The organism is Sphingobium scionense, assembly GCF_014197035.1.
GTDB lineage: Bacteria > Pseudomonadota > Alphaproteobacteria > Sphingomonadales > Sphingomonadaceae > Sphingobium > Sphingobium scionense.
Genome location: NZ_JACIEU010000007.1, coordinates 236,855 through 251,583, shown reverse-complemented (window position 1 = coordinate 251,583; position 14,729 = coordinate 236,855). Strand labels below are relative to the sequence as shown.

The 14,729-nt window shown below is 62.5% G+C and carries 13 protein-coding genes; 5 read left to right on the top strand and 8 right to left on the bottom strand.

The annotated features are described in order from the left end of the window. Window positions 1-3 precede the first annotated feature (3 nt). Window positions 4-405 carry a DUF6334 family protein gene (locus GGQ90_RS29995; RefSeq protein ID WP_223178196.1) on the bottom strand — a complete coding sequence of 134 codons (402 nt, stop codon included), beginning with the start codon at window positions 403-405 and terminating at the stop codon, window positions 4-6. 223 nt (window positions 406-628) lie between these two features. Between GGQ90_RS29995 and GGQ90_RS10575 the strand changes: the two genes are divergently transcribed. Both GGQ90_RS10575 and GGQ90_RS10570 read left to right on the top strand, forming a co-directional pair. Then, on the top strand, window positions 629-985 hold the full coding sequence (locus GGQ90_RS10575) for a hypothetical protein (RefSeq protein ID WP_188082112.1): 357 nt from the start codon (window positions 629-631) through the stop codon (window positions 983-985). Window positions 986-1,312: 327 nt separating this feature from the next. Then, window positions 1,313-2,191, top strand: a complete 879-nt coding sequence (locus GGQ90_RS10570; RefSeq protein WP_188082111.1) for a hypothetical protein — start codon at window positions 1,313-1,315, stop codon at window positions 2,189-2,191. A gap of 410 nt (window positions 2,192-2,601) precedes the next feature. Here GGQ90_RS10570 and GGQ90_RS10565 read toward each other — a convergent pair whose 3' ends face one another. Genes GGQ90_RS10565 through GGQ90_RS10555 form a run of 3 tightly spaced genes read right to left on the bottom strand, consistent with a single transcriptional unit; the run spans window position 2,602 to window position 4,445 of the window. After that, window positions 2,602-3,159 carry an LptA/OstA family protein gene (locus GGQ90_RS10565; RefSeq protein ID WP_188082110.1) on the bottom strand — a complete coding sequence of 186 codons (558 nt, stop codon included), beginning with the start codon at window positions 3,157-3,159 and terminating at the stop codon, window positions 2,602-2,604. Next, window positions 3,159-3,806 (bottom strand): LPS export ABC transporter periplasmic protein LptC, encoded by a 648-nt coding sequence (locus GGQ90_RS10560; RefSeq protein ID WP_188082109.1) that lies wholly within the window; start codon window positions 3,804-3,806, stop codon window positions 3,159-3,161. Before GGQ90_RS10560 ends, GGQ90_RS10565 begins: the two co-directional genes overlap by 1 nt. 21 nt (window positions 3,807-3,827) lie before the next feature. Next, the gene (locus GGQ90_RS10555) at window positions 3,828-4,445 is read right to left on the bottom strand and encodes a ribonuclease D (RefSeq protein ID WP_188082108.1); all 618 of its coding nucleotides are present in this window, start codon (window positions 4,443-4,445) and stop codon (window positions 3,828-3,830) included. Window positions 4,446-4,679: 234 nt separating this feature from the next. Here GGQ90_RS10555 and GGQ90_RS29685 point away from each other — a divergent pair, with 234 nt between their 5' ends. Together GGQ90_RS29685 and GGQ90_RS10545 are read left to right on the top strand one after the other, a co-directional pair. Continuing rightward, on the top strand, window positions 4,680-5,534 hold the full coding sequence (locus tag GGQ90_RS29685; protein ID WP_188082107.1) for a cold-shock protein: 855 nt from the start codon (window positions 4,680-4,682) through the stop codon (window positions 5,532-5,534). A 383-nt stretch (window positions 5,535-5,917) separates the two neighbouring features. Next, window positions 5,918-8,326, top strand: a complete 2,409-nt coding sequence (locus GGQ90_RS10545) for a TonB-dependent receptor (protein ID WP_188082106.1) — start codon at window positions 5,918-5,920, stop codon at window positions 8,324-8,326. Here the strand turns inward: GGQ90_RS10545 and GGQ90_RS10540 are convergent. Next, window positions 8,323-9,738, bottom strand: a complete 1,416-nt coding sequence (locus tag GGQ90_RS10540) for a helix-turn-helix domain-containing protein (protein WP_188082105.1) — start codon at window positions 9,736-9,738, stop codon at window positions 8,323-8,325. The genes GGQ90_RS10545 and GGQ90_RS10540 overlap by 4 nt on opposite strands. A gap of 140 nt (window positions 9,739-9,878) precedes the next feature. On the opposite strand from GGQ90_RS10540, the gene GGQ90_RS10535 reads away from it, so the two are divergent. Further along, the gene (locus tag GGQ90_RS10535; RefSeq protein ID WP_004208258.1) at window positions 9,879-10,052 is read left to right on the top strand and encodes a hypothetical protein; all 174 of its coding nucleotides are present in this window, start codon (window positions 9,879-9,881) and stop codon (window positions 10,050-10,052) included. 101 nt (window positions 10,053-10,153) lie between these two features. Here GGQ90_RS10535 and GGQ90_RS10530 read toward each other — a convergent pair whose 3' ends face one another. The 3 genes from GGQ90_RS10530 to GGQ90_RS10520 all read right to left on the bottom strand — a co-directional run bounded on the left by GGQ90_RS10530 (window position 10,154) and on the right by GGQ90_RS10520 (window position 14,614). Continuing rightward, window positions 10,154-11,155, bottom strand: a complete 1,002-nt coding sequence (locus tag GGQ90_RS10530; RefSeq protein WP_004208257.1) for an inorganic phosphate transporter — start codon at window positions 11,153-11,155, stop codon at window positions 10,154-10,156. A 15-nt stretch (window positions 11,156-11,170) separates the two neighbouring features. Continuing rightward, the gene (locus tag GGQ90_RS10525; RefSeq protein WP_188082104.1) at window positions 11,171-12,289 is read right to left on the bottom strand and encodes a DUF47 family protein; all 1,119 of its coding nucleotides are present in this window, start codon (window positions 12,287-12,289) and stop codon (window positions 11,171-11,173) included. 165 nt (window positions 12,290-12,454) lie between these two features. After that, window positions 12,455-14,614, bottom strand: coding sequence for a TonB-dependent receptor (locus tag GGQ90_RS10520; protein WP_188082103.1), 2,160 nt, complete (start codon window positions 14,612-14,614; stop codon window positions 12,455-12,457). Between the last annotated feature and the right edge of the window lie 115 nt (window positions 14,615-14,729).

The following is a 14,729-nucleotide window of genomic DNA, read 5'->3' as shown; positions in this document are numbered from 1 at the left end:
AGCTCATTCGGTATGGCAGGTTCTTTGCGTCGTGACATAGTGGGACTCCTTGTTGCCCATTATGCCCGGCCACACACGGAAATCCTGACAGTCCCTAAAGCTGTCTTTGTAACCTTGAGAATTGATCCCGATCCAAGACCATCCAAGGGGCTTGGCAACCGCGAAATCAAACGACGGGATCCTCTCCCATCCGCTACCACTGGGCAGGGCTGCGCGAGCAACAATAACTTGGTCGGTGTCCGGCTCCACCGTTACCACAACAGCCGTGGTTCCTACGCAAATTGCAACTGAACCCCAACGTGCAGACCCATCATCCATAACGGTAGCGTCTAGCCCGAGCACATCTGTAACTTGCTCGTGCGCGACTTCGTCCCAATCGAAACGGAAAGAAACATGCTCTACCATACAAAATGGTAACTCGCCGTGCATCCGCCTTCCAACAGATTTCGCTATTCGACGTTCAACCTGCCATCTTAATGAGCGACAGGTTCAGAGATACGGATGGCAATGATCGAGCGACCGACTTTCGTCGATGACTGGCGGGCTGCTTTCAAACCGACAGGCCGTTGCGTGACGATATGTAGGATGCAATAATCTGATTGTTGATGGCAATGCCCATGGAGACTCGATGCTACCCCTTATCGTTCTGGCTGCTATATCCCGGTGTGCATCGGCACAACTATGCCCAACAGATGCAGAAATCTTGGAAGCTGTCAGGGCTCAGGATGATGAAACGGTTTATTCGGCTTCAGCGCAATTCGCCAAAGACTACCCCGATCAGATAACATTCGTTCACGCCCTTCGCATCACCGGTCTATCAGATGTTCTATGCGGTGATGAGCTTTCCAGCGCCCCGCCTTCAATCGCTTGTCGGTTTACCGTGAAATACGGGAAGCGCCGTTCCTATCAGATTGCGCGTTTGCAGAAACAGGAAGATCGCTGGGCAATAGGCGATGGAATGAAGTTGATCCGTGAGCAGAAATAGCGGATGGATTTAAGACGGTCTGCTTTGGTCTAAAGCGATTCATACAAGACGTTGCAATACACCTGACATTTCCCAAGGCCGCCATTCTGGCTGTACTGTTCGGTATTCTTGCATGGGTTTTGCCTATGTTGGGCTGGCCGCAAGCAAGCTTCGCAGTTTCTGCCTATATTATGATGAGCGTCATTGTGGCCCGATGGTGACGATGGGTGGATTTGCGACAGTCAGCTTTTGGAGAGAGAAGCGTCGATAGCTGACCTTGGACAGTAAAAATCAAGCGGCAACAATCGTCGATAGCGAGCGTGCGCCGAAAATGGCATCGTCATCATCATGATCATGCGGATTACACTTCTCGCGATTGTTTTTGGATTCGGCGTCTCTCCAACCTCCAACTCCTCGCCTGTCTCAGCGCGGCTCTGCCCATCGGACCCAAAGCTCGCCACGCTGCTCGCTGGGTCCAGCATTGTACTTATCGGCAAGATGGATGTGCCGAAGCAACAACTTACCGAGGAAGGGGCAAAGCCGTCGCCGGGGTATCTGGACATCCCTATAAAGGTCGAGAGCGTCGTGAAAGGCGAAGACATGAGCAGTGCGACTGTCCGCTTCTATCCGCAGGATGCCACATACAAGCCATCTAATGCTGCAATGCTTGGCTTAGCTGGCGAACCGGCCATCCTATTTCTTAACCGAGTAGATGATGGTCCTGTTAGCCTATACTTCGCTGGCTATACGCCGGACGCATTGAAGCCGGCAACTGACCTGACGGTCGCCGCTACACGCGCCGAAGCTTCACGGCAGGCGAAGGTCGTCGCATCGTGGCGGGCCAATACCACGCTTCCCCACTTCGCGAAGGTGCGCGCGCTCATCGCCAGTCTCGGTCAAGTCGATGGCGATCAGCAGCAGCATGTATTCGACCAGCTCGAAGCGTTGGGTAACGTAGCAGTGCCTGCCATCATTGCGCAGATGGATGATCGTCGCCATCTACGCACGCAGGCGATCTCCCTCGTGAACCACGCGCCAGACGCGTTCGAGGGGATGCGTCACTACGGGCCAGAGCAGGTCGTGGATGGACTTGATGCGGTGCTCAATCAAATCACCGGCGAGAGCTTCGGATCAATTGTGAACGGCGGTTCGAGTCGTCAACGCGACGCAGTGGTTGCCGGCTGGAGGGTCTTCGCCGCCGATCTTGCATGTAAGCAGGACAAGTAACACCCGGCTGTTGCTATCCCTCAATAAGCTTTATTGGCTAAATTTGGTCATGCAGCCTTCAATGTGCCACCTGAATGAGTGTCCGGTTTCAGCGATACGGACGATTTTGGGGAGTGGCAAAAACTGGTCGCAACCCGTCGATCCCTGTTGGCGTCATCCTGACGAAAGTCAGGATCCATTTTGCGCTACGCCAGATTGGGAGTGCCGAATGGATCCCGGATCAAGTCCGGGATGACGAAAGTTGGAGAGGGCAGTCTTTGCTCGTTAGCCGCCAAAACCCGACATCGTCATTGCGGGCGCAGCGAAGCAATCCATTTCCCACTTGTGGATTGCTTCGCTGCGCCCGCAATGACGGGAATCGATAGCCGTTAGGCCGCCTGAAACGCGTCGCCCGACCTCCCGACCCCGGATCAGTTCTGGCGCTGCGGCACCGTGAAGGTGCCCGAGACGCGGCCGCTGGGGCTGGTCGATGTGCCGGCGCCGCCGGACGAGCGGCCGTCGACAGTGGTGCGGCCGCTGTTGAGGTCCATCACCAGCCGTCCGCCGGTCAGGCGGTTGACGCCCTGGGTCAGCGAGACATTGCCGACCATGGTGATCAGCTTGGCATTGAGGTCATAGATGGCGACATTGCCGCGCGCGGTCTGGTTGGCCTTGGTGATGACGACATTGCCCGACGCGTCGATGCGCTGAATCTCCACGCCGTTGCCGGTGGTCGCCGCGCCGTTGGGCTGCTGCTTGTAGGCGACGGTCATGCGGGCCGCGTTCAGTGTCATGCCGGCCTGCGTCACCTCGACATTGCCCGATACCACCACCCGGTCGGCGCGGTCCTGCACCTCGATCCGGTCGGCGTTGAAGTTCACCGGCGCGTTGCTGTCATGATTCTTGAACACCTGCGCATCGGCGCCGGCGTAGAGGAGGCCAGTCGCGCCCAGCGCAACGGTCGACAGCAGGACGAGGGTGCGTTTCATCAGTTCTGCCCTTTGAGGCCATTTTGTTCGATGCGCAAGGTCGCCCGGCCGTTGAGCGTGACCGTGCGTGCATTCATGTCTGCTTCCAGATGGTCGCCGCTGAACGTGCCGATCGGGATGCGCCCGTCGACCCGGCCTGCGCTTTTCATCCGCCGCGTCTGCAGGTCGATGCCGACGTCGCGGGTGACCAGGCGGTATCCGCCGGCGGCCTCGAACTGGACCGGGCCGACGATGGCGACGCGTTCGGTCTCCATGTCATAGCGGCCCTTCTGTGCGTTCAGCACCGCCGGCCCCTCGGGCAACAGGATGCGCGCCGACATGGCGTTGAGGTCGACGATCGGCTCGCGCGAACTCTTCTGCACGGCAGAGCCGGCGCGCAGCGAGAAGGGCTGGCCCTTGCTGTCCTGTCCCCGATACAGGGCTTCGGACACGCGCATCCGTTCCTTCGCCACCTCGACCTTGTTCTTGTCGAGGACGAAGCTGACCTTGTCGCCGCCGGTGAAGGGAGCGGTGGCCAGCAGGGCGGTCAGCACGCCGACCGCCACCGGCAGATAGTTTTTGAGCAGGCGCACCAGTCGGTCATGGCTGCCGCCCGGCCGCGCCCAGTGACGGCGTGCATGGCGCTGCTGCTCGGCCTGGATGGACATGGTGCGTGCCGCTCCCGTCGCTTACATGTGCGAGAAGATATCGTTCTCGGGCCAGCCGGCCAGGTCCAGCGCGGCGCGATGGGGCAGGAAGTCGAAACAGGCCTGGGCCAGTTCCATCCGGCCTTCCCGGGTCAGGCGCTTGTCCAGTTCGGCCTTCAATTGGTGCAGGAATCGCACGTCCGATGCCGCATAATCCTTCTGCGCCTCGGACAGCACCGGGCCGCCCCAGTCGCTCGACTGCTGCTGCTTGCTGATATCCTGGCCCAGCAGTTCGCGGACCAGTTCCTTCAGGCCATGGCGGTCGGTATAGGTGCGCACCAGCTTCGATGCGATCTTGGTGCAATAGACGGGGGCTGCGACGACGCCCAGATAATGCTGGATCGCGGCGATATCGAACCGGCCGAAATGATAGATTTTGATCCGTTCGGGATCGGCCAGCACGGCTTTCAGGTTCGGCGCGGCATAGTCGCTGCCCGGATTGAAGCGGACCAGATGCTCGTCGCCCTTGCCGTCGCTGATCTGGACGACGCACAGGCGATCGCGCGGGGTGATGAGCCCCATGGTTTCGGTATCGACGGCGATCGGGCCGGGGGCAAGGACGCCCTCGGGCAGATCTTCTTCATGGAAATGGACGGTCATGGCTTTTCCCTCTATGGGGAAACGGGCCATATCGCAATCGACGCTTTGGCCGGGCCGCCCCTAAAACCGGGGGGATGGGCGCTCTTTTTGCTTGATGTGCAAAATCATTCGCGCTGCCCGGAAAACTTGATATAGTGATTCCCAAACCGCATCATTGCGGTGGATTGTGCATGTCATTCGCCCGACATGTTTGTCCAATGTGTCTTGGGGCGAAGCGAAAGTGACTAACAGGGCATGAGTTTTGATAGAGGGCGCCGCGGCGGGCGCGGCAAGGACAAGCGCGACGGTTTCGGCGACGATAATTTCTACGACCAGGGCAGCGGTGGCGGCTTTGGCGGCGGTGGCTTTGGCGATCGTGGCGGCTTCGGCGGCGGCGGTGGCGGCTTTGGTGATCGCGGACGTGGTGGTTTCGGCGGCGGCGATCGCGGCGGCTTCGGCGGCGGTGCTGGCGGCGGCGGCGGCGGTGGTTTCGGCGGCGGCGGTGGCGGTCGTGGTGGCTTCGGCGGCGGCGGTTTCGGTGGCGGCGGCGGCGGTGGCCGTGGCATGCCGGCCCAGGTCGTTGGCGAAGGCAAGGGTGTCGTCAAGTTCTTCAACGGACAGAAGGGCTTCGGTTTCATCGTTCGTGACGATGGCGGCGAAGATGTTTTCGTTCACATCAGCGCAGTCGAGCAGGCTGGCCTGACCGGTCTGGCCGAGGGTCAGCCGCTGGGCTTTACCCTGGTCGATCGTGGCGGCAAGGTTTCGGCTACCGATCTGGTGATCGACGGGGAGCCGCTGCCGGTTACCGACCGTGGTCCGCCGCGCGAGCCGCGTGAACCCCGCGCTGGTGGTTTTGGTGGTGCCGATCGTGGCCCGCAGCGTCAGCTGACCGGCGAGCGCTCCAGCGGTACGGTCAAGTTCTTCAACGCGATGAAGGGCTTCGGCTTCATTCAGCGCGATGACGGCCAGCCCGACGCCTTCGTGCACATCAGTGCCGTTGAGCGCGCCGGTATGGCGGCCCTCAACGAGGGTGATCGTCTGGACTTCGAACTGGAAGTCGATCGTCGCGGCAAGTACGCGGCCGTTAACCTCCAGTCCAAGGCCGACTGATCGGCTGTCGCCCGTTCGCCGTAAACGGGCGACATGACAGCAATATCGAAGGGGGTCGCCTGCCCGGCGGCCCCTTTCTCATGTCTGCGGTCCATCGCCATTTGTGACTGGCATGTGCATATATCGTCAAAGCGATGGCCATGATATTTGTCTGGAATGGGTGTGTGTCCGTGTGAATTCACATAAATATCATGGGATAATTCCCGTAATTCTGGCGATTCCGGATAATTGATCAACATGTTGATCTGTTGTTTGTTTGATATTTATTTTCATATTTCGCGGATTTGCGAAATTTGCCTGGTAGACATCATGGCATCATAATCCATCCGAACAGGATCAGCTTCACGTCATTGTTGATGAAGCCTGACGAAAGGGAGGATGATATGAAGCAGGCCCAGATCGGTCATCTGCTGGCGACCGTCGCTGTCGGCCCGGCCTTGATGCTCGCTACCGCGCAGGCGCAGGACGCCTCTACACCCTCGCCCCAGGCGGAAGCTGGCGCCGGGGAGATCATCGTCACCGCCCGCAAGCGCGACGAGCGGCTGATCGACGTGCCGGTCGCTGTCTCCGCTCTCTCGACCGACCAGATCGAGCGCTATGCCACCAGCAGCTTCCAGGCGATCAGCCAGCAGGTGCCCCAACTGGTCATAGCCGAATCGCAGAATCAGGTCGGCGGATCGATCAATCTGCGCGGCATCGGCGCCGGCATCTCCAACCCTTCGACCGAAACCGCCGTGACTCTCAATTTCGATGGCGTGCCGATCAGCTATGGCAACGCCATCCGCCTCGGTCAGATCGACCTTGGCCGGGTCGAGGTGCTCAAAGGGCCGCAGGCGCTCTTCTATGGCAAGAATAGTCCGGGCGGCATCGTCTCGCTCATCTCTCAGGATCCGGGCAAGGATTTCGAGGCGAAGCTGCGCACCGGCTATGAGTTCATGGCCGACCAGCGCTTTGTCGAGGCCAGCGCCTCGGTGCCGCTGACCGATGGCCTCGCCGCCCGCGTCGTCGGCTATTATTCCAAAGAGGACGGCTGGTTCCGCAATGTCGCCGAACCGATCGCTGGCATCACACCGGGGCGCGGCGCCGACAGCCTGAATTCCGAAGATGTCTTCGTCCGCGGCACGCTCGCCTATGATGCGGGCGGATCGACCCGGATCAAGGCGAAGGTCAATTATGGCCAGCGCGAACGGGACGGCGTCGGCCCGACCGGTCTCAGCCAGATCATCTACTGCCCTGCCGGCGTCAGCCGCTATGGCTCGACCGACTGCAAGCTCAACCGCAATTTCTACGACGCCATCCTCGCGCCGGCGACCGCCGCCAGCGATCCCAGCTATGGCGATGGCGTGCCCTTCATGAAGTCGAAGCAGTTCCTTGCCTCGCTCAGCATCGACCAGGATCTGGGCGACGCCCATACCCTGTCCTCGGTCACCGGCTATTACCGGCTGCGCGAACGTTCGGTCGACAGCTTCACCTTCTCCAACAATCCCTATTTCGGCGCGTCGAACGACATCACCGCCAAGGGGTTCAGTCAGGAACTGCGCCTCGCGTCCGACTATGACGGGCCATTGAATTTCCTCGTTGGCGGCTTTTTTCAGGACGCCCATTTCCTGACGCGTCAGGCCTTCACCACCAATTTCGGTACGCCCTTCGTGGTCGGATCGACCTATTATGATGTCCATACCAAGGCGACCTCGGTCTTCGGCCAGTTGCGCTACAAGATCGCCGATCCGCTCGAACTCGCCGTTGGCGGCCGTTATAGCTGGGAAGACAAGTCGCTGACCGGCACCTCGCTCGGCAGCCCGATCCAGATCCTCGGCCCCAAGCAGGACTATACCGATTTCTCGCCCGACGTGACGCTCACCTGGCGCCCCGACAGCGACCGCACCGTCTATGCCGCCTATCGCGAGGGCTTCACCTCGGGCGGCTTCAACACCGTGCCGACGCGGCTGCGCACAGATGCGGATCAGAGCCGCGCCGCGATCGACCTCTCCTATGACCAGATGACCGCCAAGGGCGGCGAGATCGGCACCAAGGGCTATGTCGCCGATCGCCAGATCCTCTACGATCTGGTCGGCTATTATTATAAATATAGCGGGCTCCAGCTGTCGCGCTACGACAATGCCTCCTTCACCCAGTTGACCCAGAATGCGGGTGGGGCGGAGATCAAGGGCGCGGAACTCAGCCTCACCATCCGGCCGCGCACGCTCGCGGGCCTGACGTTCAACACGGCGATCGCCTATAATAATGCCCGCTACACCGATTTCATCGGCGGCTGCTATGCGGGCCAGTCGATCGCGCAGGGCTGCAATCTCAATCCGCTCAACCCCAATCTGCCGCAATCGACCTGGGGCACGGCCGCCAATCCCTATCAGAATCAGGACCAGACCGGTCAGCGCCTGTTCCGCGCGCCCGAAATCGCGATCACCGGCGGCTTCACCTATGACCACAGCTTCGTCGACCGGCTCGGCGGCGCGCTGTCGGTCGATTTCAATTATAGCAGTGCCTATGTCACCCAGACAGAGGGCAACCGCAGAACGCTGCAGGACGACTATATCCAGCTCAACGCCGCCCTCTCGATCAACGGCGGCGCGGGCAAGCCCTGGGAATTGTCGTTGATCGGCCGCAACCTCACCAACAAGCTCATCATTGTCGGTGGATCGGTGGTGGGCGCGAGCGCGGCGGGCACCGGCACCAATGTCGTGCGCGAAGGCGACATATTGGGTTCGCTGGGTGCGCCCCGCGCCGTCATGCTGCAACTGACGGTGAAGAGCGGCCTGCTGGGCGGCCGCTAAACCCGCCGGAACGGGAAGGGACTGGCGGTCCGCTCATAGCTGTGCAGGTCGAGTGCGCGCGTCACCGGCGGCAGCGCCCGGTCCGGGCAGTCGCGCCGCTCGCACAGATGACAGGTCGGCCCCACCGTCACCGCGTCGTCGCGCTCGGCATCGATGCCGTCGGCATGGATGATCCGCCCGGCATGTTTGCCTTCGCAACCCAGTGCAATCACCTGTCGCCCGCGCGCGCCATCGGCTTGGGGCAGGGCGATCGCCAGGGTCAGGAAGCGCCGCTCGTCCAGCGTCTCGATCAGCTGCGGCAGCACGATGTCGGGCGCGTCGGCCGCATGCACGTCCCAGCGCGGACAGGTGCCGCCATAGCGGGCAAAGGGATAGGCCTCGCCATCGAAGCGCTTGGAGACGATCCCGGCCCGGTCGATCCGTACCATGAAGAAGGGGATGCCGCGCGCGCCGGTGCGGTTGAGGCTGGTCAGCCGGTGCGCCAGCTGCTCGGTCGACACGCCGAAGCGGGCGCGCAGCAGCGCCAGGTCATGCCGGCTCGCCTCCGCCGCCTGGCGGAACCGGTCATAGGGCATGATGAGCGCGGCAGCGGCATAGTTGGTGAGCGCAATGACGGCGAGCCGCCGGCTGTCCTCGTCCGGCGGCGCCGTGCGCGTCACCTGGGCCGCGATCAGGTCGGCCATCTCCTGCGCGCAGAGTTGATAGGCCATGGCGAACAGCCGGCCCGATGCCGGCAGTCGCTCGCTCAGCATCAACCGCCGCCGGTGCATGTCATAATGGCGCACCGTCCCGGCCAGCACATCGGCGCGCACCATCTGCACCGTCATGCCATGCCGTTCCTTCAGGCGCGCACGCAGCCCGGCCTGCAACAGCGCCGGATCTTCCTCCATCTCCGCCGCGATCCCTTCGGCTGCCACATCGATCTCGGCGAAATGATTGCCGGCCTTGGCCACCGTCTCGCGCCACCAGTCGACCGGCGCGACCAGCGGGGCAGGGGCGGTGCCGCGCCCGCTCGCCTGCATCTGCTCGGGCAGGCGGCGCAGGTCGGCCAGCGCGCGGTAGAAGCGGCCGATCGCCTCGCTGACGCCGGGATAATTTTCCGCCACCTCCAGCACTTCGTCGCGCGCGATGCCGATGTCGCGGACCAGCGCATCAGACAATATCTCGGCCAGGTCGCTCGCTGCGCCATCCTGGCTGCTGGCGGTGAAGTCGCGAATGTCGATGTCATAGGTATTGGCCAGCCGCAGCAGCATCTGCGCCGTCAGCGGCCGCTGGTTGCGCTCGAGATGGTTGAGATAGCTGGGCGATACGCCCAGTTCCTCGGCCATGCGCGTCTGGTTCAGTCCCAGCTCGCGGCGCAGCACCCGTAGCTTGGGGCCGAGATAGAGCTTCCGGTCGGTCACATCTGCCATAAGGTCATATTGTCATGATTTGACAATATGAACAAGTCGTGCCGTGACTTCCGGCCACTCATCGCCCTTCCGCTTTGCCCTCGACCTGTCAATATCGCTGTCATCAACCAGCACAGCCACAAGGCAGGAAGGACAGGAAGATGACGACCGATACGATGGAAGCGCCCCAGCCCGCCCGTTCGCGCGCGGTCTTCAGCCAGGAGGATTTCGGCCTGATCCGCACCGCCATCGCCCACTATCTCAAGGAAGTGCAGGACCAGCCGGAATCGGTCAAATATGCCAATCTCTACCACCGCCTCGGCCGGGTGGCGTGATCTGGCTTCAGCCTAGCTGAAGCGAACGGCACCGGCCTTCGAGTGAGTCACGTGCCTCGCTCGAAGGCCGGTGCCGCATCCCGCGTGAGCGGGCAAAAGTCTCAGAACAGCCGCGTCAGCCCGTAGAACAGCGCGCCGATCGCGGCCGCCGCCGGCAGGGTCACGACCCAGGCGACAATGATGCTCGATGCGACGTTCCAGCGCACCGCCGACAGCCGGCGGGACGCGCCCACGCCGACGATGGCGCCGGTGATGGTGTGGGTGGTCGATACCGGCACGCCCAGATGGGTCGCCATGAACAGGGTGATCGCGCCGCCGGTCTCTGCACAGAAGCCCTGCGCCGGGGTCAGGCGGGTGATCTTCGATCCCATGGTGTGGACGATCTTCCAGCCGCCCAGCAACGTGCCCAGGCCCATCGCCGCCTGGCAGCTCAGCACCACCCACATCGGCACATGGAAGCCGCCGGTCAGCAGCCCCTGCGAATAGAGCAGCACGGCGATGATGCCCATCGTCTTCTGCGCGTCATTGCCGCCATGGCCCAGCGAATAGAGCGATGCGGAGACCAGCTGCAGCTTGCGGAACACCCGGTCCGCGCCCTGCGGCGTGAACTTGCGGAAGATCCAGCTGATCGCCAGCACCAGCATCAGCGCCAGGAACAGGCCGACGGCGGGGGATATCACGATCGCCGCGCTGGTCTTGAATACGCCGCTCCACACGATCGCCGACAGGCCGGACTTGGCCGTGCCCGCGCCCAGCAGGCCGCCGACCAGCGCATGGCTGGAGGAGGATGGGATACCCAGGCCCCAGGTGATGAGGTTCCAGGCGATCGCCCCCATCAGCGCGCCGAAGATCACCGACGCATCGATGATGTCCGCGCTGACGATGCCCTTGCCCACCGTCTCGGCGACATGCAGGCCAAAGAAGAGGAAGGCGATGAAGTTGAAGAAGGCGGCCCAGGCGACCGCATATTGGGGTTTCAGGACGCGCGTCGACACGATGGTCGCGATCGAGTTGGCGGCGTCGTGCAGGCCGTTCAGGAAATCGAACAGCAGCGCAACGCCGATCAGCGCGATCAGCAGCGGGAAGGCGAGATGGGCTTCCATATCCGGTCCGGTCTATCAGGCGTGGTCGATGACCAGGCCGGAAATCTCGTTGGCGACGTCCTCGAACCGGTCCGTCACCTTTTCCAGATGGCTGTAGATTTCGTTGCCGACGATGAAGTCCATCGGATTGCAGGCGCGCGCCTGCTGGTAGAGGGCCTTGAGGCCCGCCTCATGCAGGATGTCGGCATGGCCTTCCAGCTTGACCAGACGCTCGGTCAGGTCGTGCAGGCGGGCCGAATTGATGTTGAGCGAGCGCAGCAGCGGCATCGCTTCCGCCGTGATCCGCGCGCATTCGACGATCAGCGCACTCATGTCCTGCATCTGCGGTGCGAAATCCTTGACCTCATAGAGCGCGATCGCCTTGGCGGTCTGGTTCATCTGGTCGATGGCGTCGTCCATCACGCCGATCAGGCCGGTGATCGCGCTGCGGTCGAACGGGGTGACGAAGATGCGGCGGACGTCCTGCAAAACGTCGCGGATGATGTCGTCCGCCTCATGCTCGCGGTCCGATATCTCCTTGATATGGGCGTCCATGTCGGGGCCGCCCTTGAGCAGCTTGGCGAGCGCGTCGGCGCCGGCAACCAGGGTGGCGGCATGGTCTTCGAATTGCTCGAAGAAGCGCCCCTGCTTGGGCATCAGCGCATGAAACCAGCGCAGCATTCCAGTCCTTTCACTTTGCTTCTCGCGGATCGCGAGCAGTAACCGGAAGAACCAGCCCGGGTCGGCGGGTGGTTCGCGGAAAGCCGCGATGATCGATTGAAGATCGGGTTCGTCAACAGCCTTTGCGGCTTCGGCAACGGTAAACCAGCGTAGCTCCCGCTGCCCTTTTTCGGGCCATTGCGTCAGATGGCCGGTCACGGCAAGCGGAAAAACCTCGACGCTCGCCTCGCGCGACTTGCCGCTGCGCTTGCGCTTGTCATAGCTGTATCGGCCGATCGGCGCGGGACAGGCGATGCCATGGATGCCCGCTTCCTCGAATGCCTCGACTTCCGCGGCGCGATGGCCGGCCAGGCCCTTGATACGATTGCCCTTGGGAATCACCCAGCGCCCGGTGTCACGCGACGTGATCAGCAGGATCTGCATCGACCCGTCGATCGGGTCGCTGGTATAGGGTAGAGCGGCAATCTGACGCATTATCGGCGGCTTACGGGCAACCTGCCCGAATCCTCATATTCTGCCGTCGCGCGTTCCATCGGCGCTATGTAACGAAAATGTCATTTTTTGCAATCGCTCCCTTCGCCCAGGGGGCCAGGCGAAGGGAGCGACCGGCGCCCCGCTGGGGAGCGCATGGGAGGCGGATCAGATCGAGATACGCGCCGTCAGGCGGATGTCGCGCCCGGCGAGCGGGGCGAAATCCTTCAGGAAGCTGGCATGGCGCCGGGCGTCCACGTCGAAGATATTGTTGGCCGACAGCATCAGCGTGGTGCGGTCATTGCCGGCCAGCGGCTTGAACGAGATCGACGCGTTGACCATGGTGAAGCTATCGGTCGGCGTCTCGAAATCGGTCACCCGATCCTGCTCGAACACATGTTCCAGCTCGGCGCGGGCGCTCAGCCTTGCGCCCTGCGCCTCGATCCCGCCCAGCAGGCGGAGCGGGGGAATGCGTGGCGCCGGGCCATTGCCCTTGATCGTGGCGCGGACATAGTCGGCGACGCCGTCGATGTTGATCGCATAGCTGCCGACCTGCGCCAGCTTGACCGACGCTTCGGCCTCGAAACCATAGTAACGCGCATCGGCCTGGGCATAGGCATAGCAGGGGAATTCCATCTCGGCCCCGCCATTGGCCGCCTGGCAAACGCTGTCGTTGACCACGCTTTCATAGATGAAGCCGCTGAACCAGTTGTGATAGGCGGCCAGGCTGAAGCTGTAGCCATTGCCGGATCCGCGCAGCGTGCCTTCCACGCCCCAGCTCTTTTCCTTGCCGAAATCGGGATTGCCCAGCTCGAACGCCTGGGTGCCGGCATGATTACCGCGCGCGAACAGCTCCTCGGCCGACGGCGCACGTTCGCTGCGCGACAGGTTCAGGCCCACGCGCCAGCCCGGCATGATCGCCTGGCTGATGCCCAGCGATCCGGACAGGGCGTTGAAGCTGCGCTGGCTGGCCTCGGCAAACAGGTCGGCGTCCGGGTCCGACTGCAGCTTGGTATGTTCATAGCGCGCGCCCGCTTCCAGCCGCGTGTCGCCCAAGTCCAGCGACTGCAGCGTGAACAGGCCGAACTGGTCGGTCTGGTTCTTGGGCAGGAATTTCTCTTCGCCATCGGCCTGGAAACGGCGGGTGAAATACTGCGCGCCCGACGCACCCTGCCAGCCATTGCGGTCGGCCTGGACGAATTCCAGCCGGCTTTCCATCGACTGGTTCTTGAAGGTGGTGCCGACCTCGCCCGACGGTTCGATTTCCTGATGCTGGTAATCGGCCCAGCCCGCGCGCAGGCGGATGCTGTCGAGGAAGCCGCCATTGACCGCCACCTCGCCGCGCAGGTCGGCGCGGGTCTGCTTCATCGCCAGCGTCACATTCTCGTGGCTGTGGCCCTCTTCCTCATGATCGTGGTCGTGATCATGGTCATGCTCCTCGGCCACCTCCAGGCGCGACGGCACGCCATAAGTATTTTCGCTGTGCGAGATCGACATGCCCAGATTGCCGCCATCGCCGATATAGGCGAAGCCGCCGGCCACTTCCCACACTTCCGCCGCGGTATTGGCCAGCTTGCCCTTCAGCCGCGCATTGTCCTGGATTTCCTCCTCATCGGACGCGGCGGCGATCTCGCGCATCGGTTTGGACAGGATATAGCCGCCGGTGCGCAGATTGTCGGTCTTGCTGTAGCTGCCATCGACATGGACGACGAAATTCTCGGTCAGCGGCATCTCGATCTCGCCTGAACCGCTGCGTTCGTTGGCGGCACTGCCATAGGTGCCGATCGCGTCGATATGGATCGCCTCGTCTGGTACGCGGCGCGGGATGCGGCTGTCGATTACATTGACCACGCCGCCGATCGCCGACGATCCATAGAGCAGGGCGGACGGGCCGCGCAGCACTTCGATCCGGTCGGCGGTCAGCGGGTTGATCGCGACGGCATGGTCGACCGAGGTGTTGGACACGTCGAAGCTGCCGATACCGTCGGTCAGGATGCGCACGCGCTCGCCCTGGAAGCCGCGCAGGATCGGGCGCGATGCGTTGGGGCCAAAGGAGGTGGCCGACACGCCGGGCTGGCGCGCCAGCGTCTCGCCGATGGTCGGGCGCAGGCTGCGGGTCAGTTCCTCGCCGGTGACGATCGACGTGCCGGACAAAATGTCGCCCTGGCTGCGGGGGATCAGGGCGGTGACGACGATGTCGCTGCGCGGGTCATGATAGCTGCCATCGGCCTGGGTGTCGGCGGGGGCTGCGGTCTGAGCGGCGGCGGGCCAGGCCAGGCAAAGGGCCGTGAGGGCACAGCCGGCGCGCAGCGACGGGGAACGAAGCATCAGGCTTTTTATCCTTGCAGAATATGTGGGTCGGCCTCCGCGTATCGGTTATGATACATCATATCAATATACGATCGGCGAAATGAAGGCTGTTTCTACCGCATTCATCGCTGAC

Coding starts and splice junctions, on each gene's coding strand:
- GGQ90_RS10570 (WP_188082111.1), top strand. CDS start 1,313: ATGATCATGCGGATTACACTTCTCGCGATTGTTTTTGGATTCGGCGTC.
- GGQ90_RS10555 (WP_188082108.1), bottom strand. CDS start 4,445: ATGACCGTCCATTTCCATGAAGAAGATCTGCCCGAGGGCGTCCTTGCC.
- GGQ90_RS10535 (WP_004208258.1), top strand. CDS start 9,879: ATGACGACCGATACGATGGAAGCGCCCCAGCCCGCCCGTTCGCGCGCG.
- GGQ90_RS10540 (WP_188082105.1), bottom strand. CDS start 9,738: ATGGCAGATGTGACCGACCGGAAGCTCTATCTCGGCCCCAAGCTACGG.
- GGQ90_RS10520 (WP_188082103.1), bottom strand. CDS start 14,614: ATGCTTCGTTCCCCGTCGCTGCGCGCCGGCTGTGCCCTCACGGCCCTT.
- GGQ90_RS10565 (WP_188082110.1), bottom strand. CDS start 3,159: ATGAAACGCACCCTCGTCCTGCTGTCGACCGTTGCGCTGGGCGCGACT.
- GGQ90_RS10530 (WP_004208257.1), bottom strand. CDS start 11,155: ATGGAAGCCCATCTCGCCTTCCCGCTGCTGATCGCGCTGATCGGCGTT.
- GGQ90_RS10560 (WP_188082109.1), bottom strand. CDS start 3,806: ATGTCCATCCAGGCCGAGCAGCAGCGCCATGCACGCCGTCACTGGGCG.
- GGQ90_RS29685 (WP_188082107.1), top strand. CDS start 4,680: ATGAGTTTTGATAGAGGGCGCCGCGGCGGGCGCGGCAAGGACAAGCGC.
- GGQ90_RS10525 (WP_188082104.1), bottom strand. CDS start 12,289: ATGCGTCAGATTGCCGCTCTACCCTATACCAGCGACCCGATCGACGGG.
- GGQ90_RS29995 (WP_223178196.1), bottom strand. CDS start 405: ATGGTAGAGCATGTTTCTTTCCGTTTCGATTGGGACGAAGTCGCGCAC.
- GGQ90_RS10575 (WP_188082112.1), top strand. CDS start 629: ATGCTACCCCTTATCGTTCTGGCTGCTATATCCCGGTGTGCATCGGCA.
- GGQ90_RS10545 (WP_188082106.1), top strand. CDS start 5,918: ATGAAGCAGGCCCAGATCGGTCATCTGCTGGCGACCGTCGCTGTCGGC.